Raw genomic sequence first — 18743 nt, forward strand, 5'->3', positions numbered from 1 at the left:
TAGGTCTCAGCGTTGCGTTAGGAGGTGACTGATGGCCGTGCACGGATTCGACCTCGATATCAGTGTCGACCGAGCGTGGGCGGAATTTCAGGCACGCCTGGCCGACCACATCTCGATCATGGTGGACGGTGACGTCCTTGCTGTCGAGGCTGCAACCTCCGACATCGACACCGCTGAAGGCGGAGCGCCCTGCGTCCAGTTCCTGATCTGGGACACCGACATGGTGCGGTGCGAGGTTCCCTCCAACAATTTCCTGCACCCGCGGTTCGCCCTCGACGAGTCCGGCCTCGAGACTCTCGTCGCGCTCGGCTGGGCTCCCCCGTCGGACGGTCCCGATACCGACAACAGCTCCCCCGCCTTCTGCGTCGACAAGAGGCAGAATTGGTCGGACCAAATGGCTTCGATGACCGTTGCAGCATTTCGCACGGTTTTCGGCGTCCATCACCCGGCGTTTCTGTCCAGTGATCTCACTGGCAATCAGCTGACACCGGATTTCGATCCGTCTGTCACCACCATCGACGAGTTACCGCTGCTCGATCCCGCTGCGGCGTACCTGCCCAACGACGTCGACCATCTCAAAGAACTTGTCACCCTTGCCCTGGTTCCCATGCTCGGCAGTCTCCCCGAACGCGACAGCGACGGAGACATCCCCATTCGCGTCGGCTCCACCGTCATGTTCGTCGGACCGCTCTCGGATTCGCTTGACGTTCAACTGTTCTCACCGCTGGTACAGGACATCAGCGATCGCACCCGCGCCAGCGAGGTCATCGCGGACCTCAACCGCAAATGGTCCCGGATCAAGTTCGTTCTGATCGACGACAGGTTGTCCGTCTTCCTCGAAGTCGCGGGCTCACCGTTTGTGCCCAAACATCTCACCGATACGTGCGCCTCGTTGACGTCGTTCCTTCGTACCGTCGACGACGAGTTCGCGTCGCGCTTGGGCGGCGATCTCTTCTTCGCGAACAAGGGCGGCGAGTCTGGCACACTTCAGCCCGAGCTCACCATGGAAGATCTGCCGCCGGAACTCGAGACGCTGCTTCATCTCGATCTCGATGTAGCCGATGACCTCGAGGCCGTCGCCGACGTGTGTGGTCGCGACCGCGACCTGATCCTGCAGTTGCTGCACATCAGCAACGAGTGGCAGATCCAGTTGCGGAGCCAAGCCGTCGACGCACACAGCCGCGACGACGCTGAAGAAGCCGCCGGATTCAATGATCAGGTCAGTACGTGGGAACGCATGGTCGATCGCCTGCGCGGTGCACTTCGTCTGGTTGTGTTGCCCGATGCCAAGTCGGATCCGCCGGCAAAACCGCAGCCAGAACAAATGGGGTTATTTGCCGACCCCACTCAGGAAACGCTGTTCGACGACCCGTCCTGACGTCGAAAATTCAGCGCCGACGAAGCCGCCACAACGAGGTGGTTTCACGCGCACGCGCGGCATGCAGAGCGTCCGTTCGGTCACTCACCTTGGCGTGCGTCGGTTTGACGTCGATGCGATCGATCACCGTCAATCCACCTGCTGCGATCATCGCGTGCAGTTCGGTCCGCGTGCGCAGGCCCAGGTGTTCGGCGATATCGGAGAGAATCAGCCAGGCCTCGCCGCCCTCCGCGAGATGATCCCCCACTCCGGTCAGAAAGCCTTTCAACATCGCTCCGGCCGGGTCGTAAATCGCGTACTCGATCGGTGAGGTTGCCTTGGCCGGAATCCACGGTGGATTGCAGACCACTAGTGGCGCAACACCTTCCGGGAACAGATCCGCCTCGATCACTGTCACCTGATCGCTGTAACCCAACCTGTCGAGGTTGGACCGCGCGCACTGCAGCGCCCGGGGATCTTGATCCGTCGCCGTCACTTCTGTGACTCCACGCGCAGCGAGCACAGCGGCCAACACCCCCGTGCCGGTACCGATGTCGAAAGCGCTTTCAGTCGACGGCAACGGCGCAGCGGCCACCAGGTCGATGTACTCACCGCGCACGGGCGAGAACACTCCGAATGCCGGATGTATCCGAGCGTCCAACGCGGGAATCAGAACGCCTTTGCGGTTCCACTCGTGCGCGCCGATTGCACCCAACAGATCACGCAGCGAACGAACCGACGGCTGATCCGTGACGCCGAATGCCTCGGTGAACGCCACGTGGGCGTCGGGCGCACGACGCAATGGGATCGAGAGATCCGCGTCGAGGGGAATCAGGAGCATGCCGAGAATCTGTGCGCGCCGGCCCTGTGTCTGGCGGTGAAGATGGAAGGCCTGTGCCGGATCATCCGAGTCTCTGCGCGGTTTGCGATCCATCCGGGCAGCCACAGCCTTGGACAGTTGACGCGCGTTCTGGAAGTCACCGCGCCACAGAAGGGCTGTTCCCTCGCACGCCAATCGGTAGGCTTCGTCCGCCTTCATCGTGTCGTCTGCGACCAGTATCCGCTTGGGGGCCGGTGCCCCGCTCGTGGACCCCCAGAGCGCACGGCGCTCAGTATCGTTCTCGGTCCACACAACGTACTGTTCGGTCATCAAAGGCCCTTCCGGCGTCGGACATGGAGCGGATAGGGCGTTCGACGCACTGCGGCCGGTCCCGGCTCGCGTGTTCCAGTTGTGCACATCTGCTTGTCTGGTTCCACACTAGCCGGGACCGGCCGAATTAATGACCTCGCGCGGGGCGTCTCAGCTCGCCGTGCGCAAACGAACTGCCTGTGCGATACGCGCCTCGGCGACGGAGTCTGCTGCATCGCCCGCGAGGATTGCTTCAGCCTTCGCCTTGGCAAGAATCTCGGCTACCGTGTCGAAAATCTTCTCCACCTGAGCCCTGACCTGCTCAGCCGTATGCTCTTTCAGCTCGCCCGCAACCTGAATGAGGCCACCACCGTTGGCGACATAATCAGGTACCCACGTGATGCCGCGCTCGCTCAGAACGGACTCGACCTCGGGTTCGGTCAGCTGGTTGTTGGCTGCGCCGCAGATCACCGCGGCAGTGATTGCCTCTGCTGTGGCGTGCGAAAGCGTCGCGCCCATTGCGCAGGGCGCATAAACATCGAGATCGGCGTCGATGACACTGTCCACGATCTGCACCTGCGGGAAATCCGCCTTTACGCGGTCGAGTGCCGTCGCGTTGACATCAGTTGCCAGCACGGTCGCACCGTCGGCCAGGAGCAGCTTGATGAGTTCGTACCCAACCTTGCCGGTGCCCTCGACTCCCACCGTCTTTCCGGCCAGATCACGCGAGCCCCAGTGAGCCTGCGCAGCCGCCAACAGTGACTGGAAAACGCCGAGGGCCGTCATCGGCGCGCTGTCGCCCGAGCCGCCCGCCTTCGCATTGCGCCCCACCACGAAGTCCGTTCCGAGCCCGATCACGTCGAGATCGTCCGAGTTGGTCCCCACATCTCCGGCCGTGATGTAGCGGCCGCCAAGTGTCTGAACGAATTTTGCGTAGGCGCCGAGCAATTCGGCGGACTTCGCCGTTGCCGGGTCGCCGATGATGACGGCCTTTCCGCCGCCCAGATCAACACCCGCAACTGCGGCCTTGTAGGTCATTCCGCGAGAGAGCCGCAAAACGTCTGTGACAGCGGAAGATTCGTCCGCGTACGGGTAGAAGCGGGTGCCGCCGAGCGCCGGCCCGAGCGTCGTGGAGTGGATTGCAACAATCGCCTTGAGTCCGCTCGCCGGATCCTGGAAGAAGCTCACCTGCTCGTGCGGGTAATCGCGAAGATAGTCTGCGCGATCGAATACGCCGGCAGTGTCGTCGGAGATGTGGGCGGAGTTCACAGGCTCGGCGGTGAGAGTCATTGTGAGATAGACCTTTCCAAAGGACTTGTACGACACAGGCGTGAGATCGAGACGAATCGTCGATGGGTACAGTGATCTACGCAAACTGTTCCGCTGAGCAATTCGTAGAACCAATGCTCTTCCTGAGCTACGATTTGGTCAATGCAAATCTATTGAACTAAGCAATACGATCATCCAGTGACCTCGATCACTGAAGAAAGGTTCACAAAGTGCTCAGCATCGACAAGCTCGACGTCCAGCTACTCGGATTGCTCAGCAAGGATTCGCGCATGAGTGTCGCCGAACTCGCAAACTCGTTGGGAGTCGCCCGGAACACTGTCCAGGCTCGGATGAAGCGCATGGAATCAGGCGGAATCCTCACCGGGTTCCGCCCCAATCTCGATCTCCCCGAAGTTGGCATCCCCATCCAGGCATTTGTGGGCCTCGAACTGGAGCAGGGAAAGATCAGCGCCATCGCGAGGAGCTTGGCCGAGTTGCCCGAGGTGATCGAAATTCACGCCACCACGGGACGCGAAGATCTGCTGGTGCGCGTAGCCACCTCCACCCACGCTGCGCTGCAGAAGTTGGCGGAGCAGATCGTCAGCCTTCCGGGTGTCACTCATTCCACCACCACGATCGCGCTGACCAATCCTCTTCCCTACCGAATCCAGCCGCTGCTCGAGCACCTCACCAACGATGCAGGCTGGGGGCGCTCCACAGCGTTCCCGCGGCAGCAGGATTGAGACATGCATTCGCGACGACGCTTCCTGGTGCAGTAGTTTTGTCGTTATGAGTGACATCCAGGGACAGCGCATCGCGTTCATTCAGGCGACGTGGCATCACAACATCGTGGACCGTGCACGTGACGGATTCACAGACGAAATAGTCGGTTTGGGCTACGCCCGCGATTCAGTCGATTTCTTCGAGGTGCCGGGCGCTTTCGAGATCCCGCTGCATGCGCGCCGTTTAGCGCAGACGGGCCGTTACCAGGCAATTGTTGCTGCTGGCCTCGTCGTCGACGGTGGCATCTACCGCCACGATTTTGTGGCGACCGCCGTCATCGACGGTTTGATGCGAGTGCAGCTTGATACTGATGTTCCGGTCTTCTCCGTCGTTCTGACGCCGCACAACTTCCACGAGCATGCCGAGCATGTCGATTACTTCAGCACCCATTTCGTGAAGAAGGGCGCCGAAGCAGCGCGCGCCGTGGACGCTACGGTCACCTCGCTGAAGTCTCTGCCCACCGCCTAGTCGTTCCACAGTCTCGCTGAGTCGGATGCCCTCCGGCTCAGCGAGATTTTTTGTGCCTATCCGGGTATCTCGAGCCTCCCATGGACGGCGGCATTCTCCGTGTCCACGGATTCATAGCGGTCGATGCAGGCTTGGAAATAGGCTCGCATCTCCTTCACCACAGCGATGTGACTGTCGAGAGATTTCTCCAGCGAGTCCTCGCCACCAATGGCCTTCTTTGCAAACTTGTCTGCCAAGGCGCGCCCCGATTCCAGAGTTCCCATGCCTTTGACGTCGCTGAGTCGCTCGCAGAGCACGACCATCAACTTAAGTTCACCTATCCATGCGTCACACGCTGCAACCATTGGTTTGGCCACTTTCGGATCTACGAACAGTTCGCCAGATTCCTGACTCGCCACTGGACCTACTCTCGGAGATTTATCGGGGCAAGGACGAAACAAGCTGCAATGCAAAACTTTCGACAAGTCCACAGGTAGAGCCTTGGTGCGGCGTCCCCGCGTCTGCTTCGATGTTGAGCCACACCGAACCTTGAGATGCCGCAAACGCTAGGTAGCACCCGTCGATGGTTTCGTCAGATTCCCGCTGAAACCACAGTCCAACTCGATCAGCAATTATCGACTCATCGAATTTTGTGTAATCCGAATTGCTTCGCACATCATCAAGCGTGTATTTCGTCGACATGATCGTGAAGAAGTACCACGTCGATTTCCACATACACATCTTCCATCCTGGTTGCTCTACACCGTCAATATCGATGAGCTCCGTCGAAGGGTCGAGACCGACCTCCTCGATCACCGAGTCCGGAATGTCCGTACAGGGGTTGAACAATCCCTCCTGACCAGACGCGCGCTCAGGCTCACCCTCGACGGTTGAACCACACCCCACCGCAAAGAGCCCAATGACAATGGCTGCCAGCATAAGTCGAAGCTGCGCCCAGACCCTCACACTAGGACTCCGATATTTCATGTCGCGCTAGACGATTCAGATTCTCCGCCTCCACAGCGAAATAGCGTGTCACGCACGCCTGAAAGTACGCTTCCATCTCCTTGAGAACGTCGATGTGGCTGCGAAGTGACTTCTCGAGCGAGTCCTCGCCTCCAGATGCTTTCAGGGAGAATTTGCGTGCCAGGTCCATTCCCGATTGAAGCGTGCCCATTCCCTTCACATTTGACGCCGACTCAACCTTACGAAGCGCAACATCTAACTCCGCCCGGTACGCCCTACAACTGTCACGGAGTTTGCGGGCCACCTCAAAGTCCACTGAGATCGCACCGCCTTCAACTTCGCCTTTCCAAGTTGCCCATCGTGAGAGTTGCGAGCCATCTGAGGACCCATCAGGATTAGCCACAACAGTTCCCATCGTTCATTTGGTCTTCAACGTGGCCAATAAGTTTCAAGTTCGGCTCCATATCGCGTCGCGAGCGTGCACATGGACTCTTCGATCGGATGTAGGCCCATTCCGGAGACTCGAAGCCAGATCGAACCCTGCCGCACCTGCGTTGCGATGTAGCAGGACGCACCAACTTGATCGTGAACTCGCGAGTACTGAATTCCTTGTCTCTGGCCGATTTGAATATCGTCGAATCCAGTGAAATCGGTGTTGTCGCGAACATCTCGCAATGAGTACACGTTCGACAGAACGACAACGAAATACCACGGCCCCGTCCACGAGCAGATCTTCCATCCGAGTTCTTCGACGCCAACCAGATCTCTTTCCTTTGTCAACGGATCAAGACCAACATCCTCAATCGCCCGGTCCGGAATGTCCGTACACGGATCGAATAGCCCCTCGTGCCCGGATAGCGGCTCAGCCTCCCCCTCCACGGCTGAGCCGCATCCGACCAGAGCCCATACCAATATCCCTGCCACGAGAAGCCGACCCCCCATCGACATTCTCATCGGGCCCCCTTCGGTATGAACTCACTCTATTTGATGCGCCGGAAACTCAATCGGTTCCCGCTACCGACAAATTCCCAGTTCACGTCCCCATGTTCGCTTGCAGCGCATCTGTAGCGATTGACGCTGCTCGTGACAGTCGCATACTGGAGGGGTTGACTACAACGTCGGGGAGGGCACCGAGTGAACACGCCGAAAGCACCTGCCAAACCAGCTATCCTCAGCGTCGACGACGACCCCGGGGTTTCCCGCGCCGTCGTCCGCGACCTTCGTAAACGCTACGGCGAGAAATATCGGATCATCCGCGCCGAATCGGGCGATCAGGCGCTCGAAACTCTGCGCGAAATGAAGCTTCGCGGAGACGCTGTCGCCGTCATCGTCGCCGACTACCGCATGCCCGGTTTGAGCGGAATCGAATTTCTCGAGCAGGCAATGGATCTCTACCCCATAGCTCGGCGCGTTCTACTTACTGCGTATGCAGATACCGAGGCCGCGATCGACGCCATCAACGTCGTCGACCTCGATCACTACCTGCTCAAACCCTGGGACCCACCGGAAGAAAAGCTCTACCCGGTCATCGACGCTCTCCTCGACGCCTGGGCCGGCTCCAGTCACCACCCTGCGGAGGAAACCAAAGTCGTCGGTCATCGTTGGTCTGGACGATCCTCTGATGTTCGAGAGTTCCTGGCACGCAATCAACTTGCCTACCGCTGGTACATGTCGGACGAGCCTGAGGGACAACGACTCCTTACCGCCGCAGGGGTCGACGAGTTAAACCTTCCCGTCGTCATTGCTCCCAATGGTGACGTACTGGTCGAGCCGACGGACACCGAACTCGCGGACAAACTCGGCCTGAGCACCACCCTGTCCGAGGACTTCTACGATTTGGTTGTCATCGGCGGTGGACCGGCGGGGTTGGGTGCTGCTCTCTATGGAGCCTCGGAGGGTTTGCGAACTGTCCTCATCGAACGACGCGCCACAGGTGGACAGGCCGGTCAAAGCTCGCGTATCGAGAACTATCTCGGCTTCCCGGACGGTGTTTCCGGATCACAGTTGGCCGATCGCGCGCGGAGGCAGGCAACAAAGTTCGGCGCTGAGGTCATCACAGCCCGCGATGTGACGGGTCTCGAAATCAACGGCTCTGCCCGCACAGTTCGTTTCGACGACGGCACATCCGTTGATGCGCATTCTGTCATCTTGGCCACGGGTGTTTCGTACCGTCAACTTTCGGCTCCCGGGCTCGACACGTTCACCGGCCGAGGCGTGTACTACGGGTCTTCTGTCACCGAGGCCGCGCGATGTAGCGAGCAGGATGTCTACATCGTGGGTGGGGCAAACTCCGCCGGCCAAGCAGCTGTTTATCTTTCACGCGGTGCACGATCCGTCACGATCCTCATCCGGGGCGCTTCACTCGAAGCATCCATGTCCTACTACCTGATTCAGCAGATCGAGAAAAATCCGAAGATATCGGTTCGCGCCTGCACCGAAGTAATCGCCGCTGACGGTGACGATCACCTCGAGCGAATCACGCTGCTGAACAGAGCAACTGGTGAAGAAGAGATCGTCGACGCACATTGGCTGTTCATCTTCATCGGCGCCGCTCCGCTGACGGATTGGCTCGGCGACGTTGTTGTTCGCGATCGACATGGATTTATCGTCGCCGGCCCCGACCTCGCCGCCGACGGCATCACACCGCAAGGGTGGCCCCTCGACCGAGCACCCCACCACCTCGAAACCAGTGTTCCCGGAGTCTTTGTCGCCGGTGACGTGCATGCCGAATCAGCCAAGCGGGTCGCGTCGGCTGTCGGTGAAGGAGCGATGGCCGTGATGTTCGTCCACCGCTATCTCGCTCAACAATAGGGAGATTTGATGTCTGTCCCAGAATGCAGTCCAGAACTTCTTCGCACACTGTTCCTGTTCGAGGAGCTCACCGACGATCAACTCGAAACACTCTGCCAGAGTGGCCACATCACTGAAATCGACCGCGGCCAGGTCTACCTCGAAGGCGACCCGGCATCGTGCTTCTACGTCCTGATCGAGGGCGAGCTAATCATGTCGAAACTCTCCGGCGGCGAAGACATCGAGATGGTGCGCACCTCCCAGAGAGGCGTCTACTCCGGCGGTTGGACGTCGTACTTGGGTGATCGTGTCCCGCAAATCTATTCGGCGTCGCTGCGTGTAACGAAGCCGTCGACCTTCTTCGTTCTCGACGCCGACAAGTTCGGCGCTGTAGTGCGCGAATGGTTTCCGATGGCTGTGCACCTTCTCGAAGGAGTGTTCTTCGGGAACCAGAACACCCGCCAGATCATGGATCAACGTGAGCGTCTTCTCGCCCTCGGCTCCCTCTCCGCCGGATTGACCCACGAACTGAACAATCCCGCGGCCGCCGCAGTGCGGGCGACCGCGTCGTTGCGCGAACGCGTCGCCGGCATGCGGCGCAAACTGGGGATGATCGCCTCAGGCTTCTACGATCGCGACTCACTTGTCACCCTCATGCATATGCAAGAGGAAGTCGCCGACGTTGTTGCCAAGGCTCCGACGCTCACGCCCCTTGAAGCATCCGATCGAGAAGACTCCCTGGGTGAATGGTTCGAGGACCATTCCATCCGCGAAGGTTGGGACCTAGCACCAACCTTCGTCCAAGCTGGCCTCGACACCAACTGGCTGGAGACTGTTGCCGCAGCAGTGGACGAGTCCGTGCTCGAGGGGGCAATCCGTTGGTTGAACTACACCATCGAGTCTGAGCTATTGATGAACGAGATCGCCGATTCCACCACCCGAATCTCCACGCTTGTCGGTGCGGCCAAACAGTATTCGCAAATGGACCGCGCGCCCTTCCAGACCATCGACGTTCACGAATTGCTTGACAGCACGCTGATCATGTTGGGACAGAAAATCGGTGACATCGCCGTCGTCAAGGAATACGACCGGGCACTCCCACCCATCGATGCGTATGCAGGCGAACTCAATCAAGTGTGGACCAATCTGATCGACAACGCTGTCGCTGCTATGGATGGCACTGGGACCTTGACTGTTCGCACCAGCCGCGACGGCGATCGAGTCTGCATCGAAATCTGCGATACAGGATCGGGAATCCCCGACGACGTCATCGACAGAATCTTCCAGCCCTTCTTCACCACGAAACCGGTCGGCGAGGGAACGGGCTTGGGCCTGGACATTTCGTGGAGAATCGTTGTCGGCAAACATCACGGTGAACTTCGGGTCACATCCGAACCCGGGGACACCCGCTTCCGTGTTCTCCTGCCGATCTCTGGACCAGAGCGCAACCATGTCGACGATGCCGAGTAGCGCACGCCCGACTCGGCGCGCACGATGAATAAGCAGAGCCACTTCAACGAAGGGACTGACCATGACCGACGGACTTCCAGCTGGAATTGATCCGAGTGTGCCGCCGAGCGGTGCCGGGTGCGTCGAATGCGACGCTGCTGGCGGTTGGTGGGTGCATCTGCGTCGATGTACTCAGTGCGGTCACATCGGATGCTGTGACTCATCCCCGTCACAACATGCCAGCGCTCACGCCGCGGCTACCAAGCACCCCTTCATGCAGAGTTTCGAGCCTGGCGAGGATTGGTTCTGGAGCTTCGAAACTCAGGAAGCCTACGACGGTCCTGAATTGGCCCCGCCCACTTCACATCCCGCCAACCAGCCGGTTCCTGGTCCGGCCGGCCGAGTGCCAGCTGATTGGCAGGAGCACATCCACTGAATCTGAATCTACGTCTGTCACTTCACCGGTATGTCGAACGTGAGCCGTGAAGGCTGGACATAGTCTGCCGGATCGGTGAGCAGTCGTAGTTCGGGTGACGTCGGCAAGCCTGCAAGCGCTTGACGCAGTCTCTCTTCGTATGCGACGGCAGGCGCGGAGAGCGGCGCGAGCCAATTGTCATGGTGCGCCGGCACGAAGAGCGAAGGCCGCAGTGCTCGGATGTAGTCGAGCGGGTCACTGAGCCCGTTCGTGTATTGGTTGTAACCCTGAATAGACCCGATCTGAACTGTGGACGCTGGCAACGCACGCATAGCCTCCAGGATCTCCGGAGCGTCGGTGAAGAGCGGCCCTGTGCTGTCGTGCCAGGTCAGTACGAAGTCACCGACCACGAACTGGTAGAGCAACGATCCACCCTCGGCGTCGTTGAAATGCGACGCCAGGTGTGCAGTGTCGTGAGGTGTCGGCGGATGTTCGATGGCCGGACTGAAATCGGGCACAAGAACAAGTGGTGGTTGCTCGCCTCGCGGGGCACGCAGCGCGGAGTGCAAGTGTCGAACAGAGTGCACGGCAACACCGTTGGATAGCGAGAAGTCAGTTCGGTCAGAATCCAGCGGCAACGTTCGGAGCTCAGTTGTGGCTTGCTCTGCGATCTGACTGCAATGCTCGTCTGTTCCAACGATGGTTGCTCCACACATCGAGGCAATTTCGGCAGCGTCAGCGGCGTGATCGAAATGCCCATGACCAATCAGGATGTGGCTCGGAGCTAGCGCGGCCAGTTCTTCGGGGCTGGTCGGCACATAGTTCGAGAACTCGCCTCGAGGAACCCATGCGTCCAGTAGAACGACGTTGCCCGCGATGGCCATCGCAAAATTCGTGACACCGAACCACGAAAGAATCGCCTTTGACGAATCCACTTCGCCGGTCGCTGGATCAACATTCTCGGGTCCGAAGAATCGTTGGCGCGCAGTGATAGTCGGATTCACTGAAGCTGGAACGGAGGCCGACGCGTTCGTCATTGCAAGGGTTGAGGCAGCCGCGGCGGCAGCTCCCACGACGAAGGTTCGCCGGCTAACTTCGTTCGAAAACATGACTGCAGTCTATGTTGTGGGTACGCTCCTCAATCGTCATTCCCCACTCTCGGATTCGCGACGATGCTTGTAAGTCTCCGTCAAACTAGAGGTAACCATGCTGTTCCATTGCAGATTCCGCCGCAGCTGGTAAAGCCACTATCATTTTCTCTTGATCACCCATCTACTGGTAATCCCTCACAAATCAGAGGCCAGAAATCCGCGTAATGCGGGACAATTCAGTTTCCCGGGCTTATCTTTCTGAGTGAGTCGGCATTCGCCTGCTCCTGTTCCGTAGCGTCGTCGATGCACTTCTGGAAGTACGCACGCATGTCATCGACTACTGCGATATGACTTTCCAACGCATTGACTAGTGAGTCGGTCCTAGCAACAGCCTTGTTCTCGAACTTCGATTTCAGAGCATCAGCCGAACCGAGGGTGCCAAATCCTCCAAGGGTTCCAAGCTTCTCGGCGTCGATCTTGAGCGCCTTGAGTTCACTACTCCACGCTTCACATGCCGCGCGTAAATGCTCGGCAGCATCGCTGTTGAGCAGGAATCCGTCACCGATTGGATGCCCCATGTCTGTTGACCCTTTCACTAGCTATGCAGCGTTATTTGGGCAGATACGGTTTAAGCGCAATCGCTTGCCTGGTGGCCAGACCGCAGATGTCCTCCGGGTACTGAGCCTGTTGATATGCATCAATTCTCACAAATATCGCGCCCTGATCCGCGGGCAGCGCAACAAAACATGTACTTCCGTCAACATCCCACACCTCACGAAAGGTGATCGCCCCATCACCTACCGCAGAAGCGTCACGGAAATCAGTGTCGTCGGGATTGCGTCGAACATCCTCCAGGGTATGAAAGGTTGACCAGACGCCAAGTTCATACCAATCCGATGCCCAGCTACAGATCACGAACTCTGCCTGACTCACCCCGGCAACACCGTTCTCCTCGGTCGACGCGTCAACACCAAGGCTCGTGATCACATCATCTTGGATCGCGGAACAGGGGTCGAATAGTCCCTCGTTGCCTTCAGGCCGAACAGCCTCGCCTTCAACTGTCGAGGAGCATCCCCCGAGCAAAACGGTCGCTGCGAGCGACAGACAAGCGCCCCACACCCTCACAGCGCACTCCCCTCCATCGACGCATCTCACACCATTTGACGCACGGGAGGCTCTCCCGGTTCCAACAATTGCAATCCATTGCAACCCTTCACACCCCACCATCGGAGTCCTAACGTTGATCTACCAGCGGATTCACAACGAAGTGAGGTGCGGATCTATGAAGGCAGCACGGTTCCACGGTCAGAAAGACATCCGAATCGAAGACATTCCCGAGCCCGAAGTGCGGCCAGGTACCGTCAAATTGAAGGTCGCCTGGTGCGGGATTTGTGGCACCGATCTCCATGAGTACCTCGAGGGTCCAATCTTCATCTCGGCGCCCGGCCACCCCCACCCCCTCTCTCATGAGAACGCACCGGTCACTATGGGGCACGAATTCTCGGGCACCGTCGAAGAAGTCGGCGAGGGCGTGACTGACGTCGAAGTGGGTGAAAACGTCGTCGTTGAACCGTATTTCGTCTGCAACGAATGTGCTCCGTGTAAAGCCGGCAACTATCACCTGTGCACTCAGATGGGATTCATCGGATTGGCCGGCGGCGGTGGCGGACTCAGCGAAAAGGTTGTGGTTGACCGACGTTGGGTTCACAAGATCGGCAACATCCCATTGGACGAAGCTGCGCTGATCGAGCCGTTGAGCGTTGCACACCATGCCATCGTTCGTAGCGGCGCCCAAAGTGGCGACATCGCGATTGTCGGAGGCGCCGGACCTATCGGGCTGCTGGTCGCCGCAGTACTCAAAGGTCTTGGCGCAACAACGATCGTCACGGAACTCAGCGGTGCGCGTAAAGAAAAGGCACTGTCCAGCGGTGTCGCTGACTATGTCATCGATCCGAGCAGCGAGGACGTGAAGGCCCGCGTTCTCGAGATCAGCGATGGCATCGGCGCGGATATCGGATTCGAATGTGCCGGCGTCAACGCAGTGCTCGACACCATGCTCGACACCGTTCGACCCGCGGGAGTGGTTGTCAACGTGTCAATTTGGGGCAAGCCCGCGACCATCGACATGCAGAAGCTGGTCCTCAAAGAGATCGACCTGCGAGGAACAATCGCGTACGTCCGCGATCATGAAGCCGTCATCAAAATGGTTCAGGACGGAGTTGTCGACCTCGCCCCGTTCATCACCGGACGCATTCAACTCGAAGAGTTGATTTCAGAAGGCTTCACAACATTGATCGAACATAACGACACAGCGGTCAAGATTCTAGTTCGTTCATAATTCAACAACCGGGAAATGCGGTGGGGACGTCATGTCTCCACCGCTCCTTGGTTTAGGAAGCTTCCCGCTCCTGCTCAACACACATCGCCGAGTATCGCGCGAAGGCATCGTTCAAGGTCAGGGACTTACGCTTGTCGCCGATATCGCGCGGCGGCGCCTGCCTGGCACATCGCTTCGCGTGCTCGATGACTGCTTCGCGCACGACGCTGGATATGTCCGCGCCCGTAAGCTCCCGGAGAGCCTCGAGAGCCTCCAGTTCCTCTGAATCAAATCTCACTGTTACCGATCGTCTAGCCACATTCAGGATGCTACGTCGAGTCACAGCAATATTGGGAGTTAGGTTCGAGCGACACCCGAAAACTCTTCTCGCCAAACGACTTGAATTCCGATCAGGCTGGTCTGAAAGGTGGGGAACGCCAACTCTGCAAGTAGGTTGACGCTCCGATGGACGATCTCCTCGACTACCCCGCTAAGGGAAAGCTAATGCACGAAAATGCAAGCATAACGAGCATTTGAGATTGCCCTGCGACCCCACCCTGACTTATGCTTGCAAAATAAGGCATAGGAGCGGCAATGAGTCAGCCACGTAGAAGTTCACCAACGCGCAGCAGTCCTATGCCTGAAATTGCACGCATAGGTGAGTTGTTTGCCGAACGCAGGGTCCAACTCCGACTCACCCAGCAAACACTCGCCGACCTAGCCGGGGTGTCCCGATCCAGCGTTCAAGCGCTCGAATACGGCACCGGATCTGTGAAGCTGGCATCAATCGTCGAAATTGCCGACGCCCTCGGACTGCGCCTGCAGCCAATCACGATCGCCGAACTCGAGGCGCCTCAATGAGCAGCCCTCTCAGCACGACGCTGACGGACATCGACAATGCAGACGTCTACATCGACGACGAGCAGGTTGCCACCCTCACACGCCAAACAAACGACACGATCGAATTCGACTACAGCACGCTGTCATCGACCGAGTCATCGATCCGATCTCACTCAGTGTCATGGTCGTTGCTCGCGAATGGGCACTACCCCGTGGTCACCACCGGCGGTGCGGTTCCCCCCTTCTTCGCAGGCCTTCTCCCGGAGGGTGTTCGCCTCGGCGCGGTAGTTTCCTCGACCAAAACCTCGATCGACGACCATCTGACTCTGCTATTGGCCGTCGGCGCCGACACCATCGGAAATGTGCGGATCGTGCCCGCTGGTAGTGTCCCACCGGAACCGCAACCGATGTTTGCGCCGGAACGAGACGCCAACTTCCACAGCCTATTCAATCGCCTCGCCGGTTCGGTCGACGCAGATCCGCTTGCACTTTCCGGAGTCCAGCCCAAGGTCAGTGCCAATATGTGGTCGGTACCGACAAACACTCCCTCCGGGCCCGCGATCCTCAAACTCACTCCGCCCGTTGGATTCCCACTGTTGTCGGAGAACGAACACTTTTTCATGAGAATGGCGGCAGCATGTGGGCTACGCGTGCCGACCACTCGACTTCTCCACGACGCCGACGGCAGGAGTGCGTTACTTGTCGAGCGTTTCGACCGTCGCGATGGCCACCGCATCGCTCAAGAGGATGCATGCCAAGTTGCCGGCATCTATCCGGCGTCCAAGTACCGGATGAAAACCGAGACTGCCATCACGGCGCTTACCGATGCCTGCGAAGCGGGCGGCGGCTCCAAATCTGCATCCACACTGGAATTGCTTCGCACAGTGACCTTTTCATGGCTCATCGGCAATGGAGACTTACACGGAAAGAACCTGTCGATCTACGCGCCCAACGCATTGTGGCAACCGAGTCCGGCTTACGATCTACTCAGCACTCAGCCGTACACCGGCTGGAATGATCCGATGGCGATGAACCTGTACGGGCGCGCCAATCGCCTGACCCGCGCCAACTTCATCGACGCCGGACTACGGCTCGGACTTCGCGAACGCGCGGTAACCCGAATGATCGACTCGCTGGTCAAAGCTGCACACGGCTGGGCCGAGCGATGCACCGAGATCGGATTCGATGCAAGGACAACAGAACTTCTCGCCGGCCTTCTTCGCCATCGCCTGACAACACTGATGTGACAACTACTTCGATCGGAGCTCGACGTGAGCATTGACCACGTAATTTCAGCAGTCGGTAGCGCCGACGCAGAAAAGATCAAGACCGCGCTGTCAGCGCTCGCTCAAACCTCAACTGCCACGACGACGCTCGTGATCGACGGCGTGACAATCGACGTCCCGGCCTCAGTGGGCGATGCCGTCGTAGCGCTGCTGACTTACCTCGCGGGCGGTGACAGTGTTGCGCTCGGTGCCGTTGCCGAACTACTCACAACGTCTCAAGCCGCGGAAATTCTCGGCGTCTCGGACACGTATGTCCGCAAGCTTGCCGATGCCGGCAAGCTCCCGATCGAGCTACGCGGAACCCACCGCCGATTCCGACTCGACGACGTCATGGCCTACCGCGAGCAGTTCCCCAAGCGCTCCTAGCTCTTGGTGTACATACCTTCGATTTCCTTGGAGAACCGGTCGACGACTACGTTTCGCTTGATCTTGAGGGTTGCCGTCATTTCACCGTCTTCCTCAGTGAGATCCCGATCGAGAATCACAAACTTCTTGATCGACTCGGCATGCGAGACAGCCGAATTGGCGTCATCGATCGCCTTCTGCATTTCTGCCCGAAGATCATTGTCGTCACGCAGTTCAGCGACGGTTGCTTCGGCGGGCTTGCCGTTATCGGCCTTCCACTTCTCGAACACCTCGGGATCAACCGTCAGAAGTGCCGTGACGTAAGACTTTCCATCGCCGACGACCACTGCCTGCGAGATGATGGAATGCGACCGAATACGGTCTTCCATCGGGCCGGGTGAAACGTTTTTGCCACCTGCCGTCACCAGAAGGTCTTTCTTACGGCCGGTGATGGAAAGGTAACCGTCACTGTCGAGTTCACCGAGATCGCCGGTGCGGAGCCAACCGTTGTCGAAGGACTCTTCGGTGGCTTTTTCGTTCTTCCAGTAACCCTTGAAGACCACTCCACCGTTGAGCTCGATCTCGCCGTCTTCGGCGATGCGAACTCCGTTGCCGCCCATAGGCTGCCCGACGGTGCCGATCTTCTGAGCCCCGGGAATGTTGACGCAGTGCGCTGCCGTGGTTTCAGTGAGTCCGTAACCTTCGTAGATCGGAACGCCGAGCCCACGGAAGAAGTGGCCGAGTTCCGGGGTAAGTGCACCGCCGCCGGAAATGGCGAACCAGCACTCGCCGCCGAGTGCTGCGCGCAGCTTCGAGTACACAAGCTTGTCTGCGACAGCATGCTTCGCCTTGAGCACCAGGGACGGGCCACCGGCGTCGAGAGACTGGCTGTACTCCTTGGCCGTTGCTTCTGCAAAAGCAAATATTGCACCGGGAACCTTGCCGCCGGATTCCGCCTTCCGCGCCGCACCGTCGCGAACCTTCTCGAAGACCCGCGGGACGCCGAGGATCGTATTGGGCTTGTACCGCTCGAATTGCGTTGTGATGTTCGAGAAATCAGACCAATGCGCCTGCGCAGCACCAGCTTCGAACGTCGCCAAGGACACTGCACGAGCAAGTACATGTGCCAGGGGAAGGAAGGTCAGAACTCGGTTCCCCGGAACCGCGACCTTACCGATCGACGCAGTCAGAATGCCGCGCACCTCGGACAAGAAATTCCGATGAGTGAGGATGCAGCCCTTCGGCCGCCCCGTCGTACCGGATGTGTAGACGAGCGATGCAAGGTCGTCAGCGCGGATACCGTCGAGGCGCTTCTTCAGCTCGGTTTCGTCGACGTCGATGCCCTGCTTGGTCAGCTCTGCCACAGCGCCGGCGTCGATCTGCATGACAGCGCGCAGGCTAGGCGGCGCATCCTGGAACAACTGCTCGTGCGTCCCCGTCTCCACGATGGCCATGACGGACTCGGAATCCTCGAGGATCCAAGCAACCTGGCCCTTCGATGACGAGTCGTAGATCGGAACCGTCGCAGCGCCGGCCGCCCAGATGGCGAAGTCGAAAAGCGTCCACTCGTAGCGAGTGGCCGACAGAAGCGCGACGCGGTCCCCTGGCTGAACACCGGCGGCAATCAACCCGTTTGCCACGCCCACGACCTGCTCGGCAAATTCCTTCGCCGAGACGTCGACCCACCCGTTGCCCATCGGCCGCGAGAACACCGTGAGGTTCGGGGTGCGCTCAGCGTGAGTGAAGACTGTGTGCACCACCGACTCGTTGTCGGAGATAGTGAACTGGGCTTTGGCGCTGTACTCACTCACAGGGTGTCATCTCCGTCGGTCTGCGATTCTGTGCTGATTCTGAAGCGGTGAAGTGCACGGGCGAATTCCTCGATCTCGGACTCAGTCCAATCGTGCAGCCTGCCGACGACTTGGTCGAGTCGACGCGCGTCGGCGGCGTCGAGATATTTGCGACCCTCGTCAGTGAGGTGGAGCGGATTTCCCAAGCGAACGGGGCCCGGATCGGCATACACCCAGCCTGCGTCGATGCATCCACGCACTTGGCGCGAGATGGTCGAGCGGTTGACGCCGAAAACGTCGGAGATCTCGGTTGCCCGGCAGCCGTCATTGCGGCCGATGAACGAGAGGAACGAGTGCTGCGCGATGGACGGCTGATCGTCGGAATGCCGATCCCCCGTCATCAGCTGTCGCGTCAGATGCACCAGCTCGTCATGGACGGCCGGCGGCCCGGTGAGCGACATTGCTCCGT

21 protein-coding genes are annotated in these 18743 nt (G+C 59.1%); 10 read left to right on the plus strand and 11 right to left on the minus strand.

The annotated features are described in order from the left end of the window. The first annotated feature begins 31 nt into the window (after positions 1 to 31). The gene (locus tag R4P64_RS28585) at positions 32 to 1378 is read left to right on the plus strand and encodes a T3SS (YopN, CesT) and YbjN peptide-binding chaperone 1 (RefSeq protein ID WP_317823523.1); all 1347 of its coding nucleotides are present in this window, start codon (positions 32 to 34) and stop codon (positions 1376 to 1378) included. A 10-nt stretch (positions 1379 to 1388) separates the two neighbouring features. On the opposite strand, the gene R4P64_RS28590 is transcribed toward R4P64_RS28585, so the two are convergent. Continuing rightward, positions 1389 to 2507 carry a class I SAM-dependent methyltransferase gene (locus tag R4P64_RS28590; RefSeq protein ID WP_317823525.1) on the minus strand — a complete coding sequence of 373 codons (1119 nt, stop codon included), beginning with the start codon at positions 2505 to 2507 and terminating at the stop codon, positions 1389 to 1391. A 150-nt stretch (positions 2508 to 2657) separates the two neighbouring features. Next, a complete protein-coding gene (locus tag R4P64_RS28595) occupies positions 2658 to 3776 on the minus strand; it encodes a Glu/Leu/Phe/Val family dehydrogenase (protein WP_095888749.1) in 1119 nt (372 codons plus the stop codon). Positions 3777 to 3985: 209 nt separating this feature from the next. Between R4P64_RS28595 and R4P64_RS28600 the strand changes: the two genes are divergently transcribed. Together R4P64_RS28600 and R4P64_RS28605 are read left to right on the plus strand one after the other, a co-directional pair. Then, a complete protein-coding gene (locus R4P64_RS28600; protein ID WP_033236034.1) occupies positions 3986 to 4498 on the plus strand; it encodes an Lrp/AsnC family transcriptional regulator in 513 nt (170 codons plus the stop codon). 46 nt (positions 4499 to 4544) lie between these two features. Beyond that, entirely contained in the window at positions 4545 to 5006 is a 462-nt protein-coding gene (locus R4P64_RS28605; RefSeq protein WP_317823529.1) for a 6,7-dimethyl-8-ribityllumazine synthase, read from the plus strand. Positions 5007 to 5062: 56 nt separating this feature from the next. Here the strand turns inward: R4P64_RS28605 and R4P64_RS28610 are convergent, their stop codons facing one another. The 3 genes from R4P64_RS28610 to R4P64_RS28620 form a co-directional block, all read right to left on the minus strand. Beyond that, positions 5063 to 5404: a hypothetical protein gene (locus tag R4P64_RS28610; RefSeq protein WP_233364415.1), complete on the minus strand. Its 342-nt coding sequence runs from the start codon at positions 5402 to 5404 to the stop codon at positions 5063 to 5065. Positions 5405 to 5423: 19 nt separating this feature from the next. Beyond that, positions 5424 to 5972, minus strand: coding sequence for a DUF3558 domain-containing protein (locus R4P64_RS28615; RefSeq protein ID WP_317823532.1), 549 nt, complete (start codon positions 5970 to 5972; stop codon positions 5424 to 5426). Between the two features lie 408 nt (positions 5973 to 6380). Further along, positions 6381 to 6905, minus strand: coding sequence for a DUF3558 domain-containing protein (locus R4P64_RS28620; RefSeq protein ID WP_317823534.1), 525 nt, complete (start codon positions 6903 to 6905; stop codon positions 6381 to 6383). 180 nt (positions 6906 to 7085) lie between these two features. On the opposite strand from R4P64_RS28620, the gene R4P64_RS28625 reads away from it, so the two are divergent. From R4P64_RS28625 to R4P64_RS28635, 3 genes are all read left to right on the plus strand, one after another. Continuing rightward, positions 7086 to 8762, plus strand: coding sequence for an FAD-dependent oxidoreductase (locus tag R4P64_RS28625; protein WP_033236032.1), 1677 nt, complete (start codon positions 7086 to 7088; stop codon positions 8760 to 8762). 9 nt (positions 8763 to 8771) lie between these two features. Next, a complete protein-coding gene (locus tag R4P64_RS28630; RefSeq protein ID WP_317823536.1) occupies positions 8772 to 10211 on the plus strand; it encodes an ATP-binding protein in 1440 nt (479 codons plus the stop codon). Between the two features lie 61 nt (positions 10212 to 10272). Next, positions 10273 to 10626, plus strand: coding sequence for a UBP-type zinc finger domain-containing protein (locus R4P64_RS28635; protein WP_084703074.1), 354 nt, complete (start codon positions 10273 to 10275; stop codon positions 10624 to 10626). Positions 10627 to 10643: 17 nt separating this feature from the next. On the opposite strand, the gene R4P64_RS28640 is transcribed toward R4P64_RS28635, so the two are convergent. The 3 genes from R4P64_RS28640 to R4P64_RS28650 all read right to left on the minus strand — a co-directional run bounded on the left by R4P64_RS28640 (position 10644) and on the right by R4P64_RS28650 (position 12821). Then, positions 10644 to 11714, minus strand: coding sequence for an MBL fold metallo-hydrolase (locus tag R4P64_RS28640; protein WP_317823539.1), 1071 nt, complete (start codon positions 11712 to 11714; stop codon positions 10644 to 10646). 218 nt (positions 11715 to 11932) lie between these two features. Beyond that, complete coding sequence (locus R4P64_RS28645; protein ID WP_317823541.1) at positions 11933 to 12274, minus strand: hypothetical protein; 342 nt, start codon at positions 12272 to 12274, stop codon at positions 11933 to 11935. 31 nt (positions 12275 to 12305) lie between these two features. Further along, the gene (locus R4P64_RS28650; protein ID WP_317823543.1) at positions 12306 to 12821 is read right to left on the minus strand and encodes a DUF3558 domain-containing protein; all 516 of its coding nucleotides are present in this window, start codon (positions 12819 to 12821) and stop codon (positions 12306 to 12308) included. Positions 12822 to 12978: 157 nt separating this feature from the next. On the opposite strand from R4P64_RS28650, the gene R4P64_RS28655 reads away from it, so the two are divergent. Continuing rightward, entirely contained in the window at positions 12979 to 14034 is a 1056-nt protein-coding gene (locus tag R4P64_RS28655) for a 2,3-butanediol dehydrogenase (RefSeq protein WP_095888598.1), read from the plus strand. Between the two features lie 52 nt (positions 14035 to 14086). Here the strand turns inward: R4P64_RS28655 and R4P64_RS28660 are convergent, their stop codons facing one another. Beyond that, positions 14087 to 14311, minus strand: a complete 225-nt coding sequence (locus tag R4P64_RS28660) for a hypothetical protein (protein ID WP_033236028.1) — start codon at positions 14309 to 14311, stop codon at positions 14087 to 14089. A gap of 338 nt (positions 14312 to 14649) precedes the next feature. Here R4P64_RS28660 and R4P64_RS28665 point away from each other — a divergent pair, with 338 nt between their 5' ends. From R4P64_RS28665 to R4P64_RS28675, 3 genes are read left to right on the plus strand one after another with little or no spacing between them, the layout of a single operon-like run. Further along, positions 14650 to 14874: a helix-turn-helix domain-containing protein gene (locus R4P64_RS28665; protein ID WP_092807465.1), complete on the plus strand. Its 225-nt coding sequence runs from the start codon at positions 14650 to 14652 to the stop codon at positions 14872 to 14874. Next, positions 14871 to 16100, plus strand: coding sequence for a type II toxin-antitoxin system HipA family toxin (locus R4P64_RS28670; RefSeq protein WP_317823547.1), 1230 nt, complete (start codon positions 14871 to 14873; stop codon positions 16098 to 16100). Before R4P64_RS28665 ends, R4P64_RS28670 begins: the two co-directional genes overlap by 4 nt. Before the next feature lie 24 nt (positions 16101 to 16124). Next, on the plus strand, positions 16125 to 16505 hold the full coding sequence (locus R4P64_RS28675) for a helix-turn-helix domain-containing protein (RefSeq protein WP_317823549.1): 381 nt from the start codon (positions 16125 to 16127) through the stop codon (positions 16503 to 16505). Here R4P64_RS28675 and R4P64_RS28680 read toward each other — a convergent pair. After that, the gene (locus tag R4P64_RS28680; protein WP_317823550.1) at positions 16502 to 18295 is read right to left on the minus strand and encodes a long-chain fatty acid--CoA ligase; all 1794 of its coding nucleotides are present in this window, start codon (positions 18293 to 18295) and stop codon (positions 16502 to 16504) included. The genes R4P64_RS28675 and R4P64_RS28680 overlap by 4 nt on opposite strands. Beyond that, positions 18292 to 18735 (minus strand): MarR family winged helix-turn-helix transcriptional regulator, encoded by a 444-nt coding sequence (locus tag R4P64_RS28685; protein WP_411742714.1) that lies wholly within the window; start codon positions 18733 to 18735, stop codon positions 18292 to 18294. The genes R4P64_RS28680 and R4P64_RS28685 overlap by 4 nt, the downstream gene beginning before the upstream one ends. Positions 18736 to 18743 lie beyond the last annotated feature (8 nt).

The organism is Rhodococcus sp. IEGM 1366 (genome assembly GCF_033142425.1).
Taxonomy (GTDB): Bacteria; Actinomycetota; Actinomycetes; order Mycobacteriales; family Mycobacteriaceae; genus Rhodococcus_F; species Rhodococcus_F globerula.

Coding starts and splice junctions, on each gene's coding strand:
- R4P64_RS28670 (WP_317823547.1), top strand. CDS start 14,871: ATGAGCAGCCCTCTCAGCACGACGCTGACGGACATCGACAATGCAGAC.
- R4P64_RS28645 (WP_317823541.1), bottom strand. CDS start 12,274: ATGGGGCATCCAATCGGTGACGGATTCCTGCTCAACAGCGATGCTGCC.
- R4P64_RS28590 (WP_317823525.1), bottom strand. CDS start 2,507: ATGACCGAACAGTACGTTGTGTGGACCGAGAACGATACTGAGCGCCGT.
- R4P64_RS28655 (WP_095888598.1), top strand. CDS start 12,979: ATGAAGGCAGCACGGTTCCACGGTCAGAAAGACATCCGAATCGAAGAC.
- R4P64_RS28665 (WP_092807465.1), top strand. CDS start 14,650: ATGCCTGAAATTGCACGCATAGGTGAGTTGTTTGCCGAACGCAGGGTC.
- R4P64_RS28620 (WP_317823534.1), bottom strand. CDS start 6,905: ATGAGAATGTCGATGGGGGGTCGGCTTCTCGTGGCAGGGATATTGGTA.
- R4P64_RS28615 (WP_317823532.1), bottom strand. CDS start 5,972: ATGAAATATCGGAGTCCTAGTGTGAGGGTCTGGGCGCAGCTTCGACTT.
- R4P64_RS28635 (WP_084703074.1), top strand. CDS start 10,273: ATGACCGACGGACTTCCAGCTGGAATTGATCCGAGTGTGCCGCCGAGC.
- R4P64_RS28685 (WP_411742714.1), bottom strand. CDS start 18,735: ATGTCGCTCACCGGGCCGCCGGCCGTCCATGACGAGCTGGTGCATCTG.
- R4P64_RS28585 (WP_317823523.1), top strand. CDS start 32: ATGGCCGTGCACGGATTCGACCTCGATATCAGTGTCGACCGAGCGTGG.
- R4P64_RS28605 (WP_317823529.1), top strand. CDS start 4,545: ATGAGTGACATCCAGGGACAGCGCATCGCGTTCATTCAGGCGACGTGG.
- R4P64_RS28595 (WP_095888749.1), bottom strand. CDS start 3,776: ATGACTCTCACCGCCGAGCCTGTGAACTCCGCCCACATCTCCGACGAC.
- R4P64_RS28640 (WP_317823539.1), bottom strand. CDS start 11,714: ATGTTTTCGAACGAAGTTAGCCGGCGAACCTTCGTCGTGGGAGCTGCC.
- R4P64_RS28630 (WP_317823536.1), top strand. CDS start 8,772: ATGTCTGTCCCAGAATGCAGTCCAGAACTTCTTCGCACACTGTTCCTG.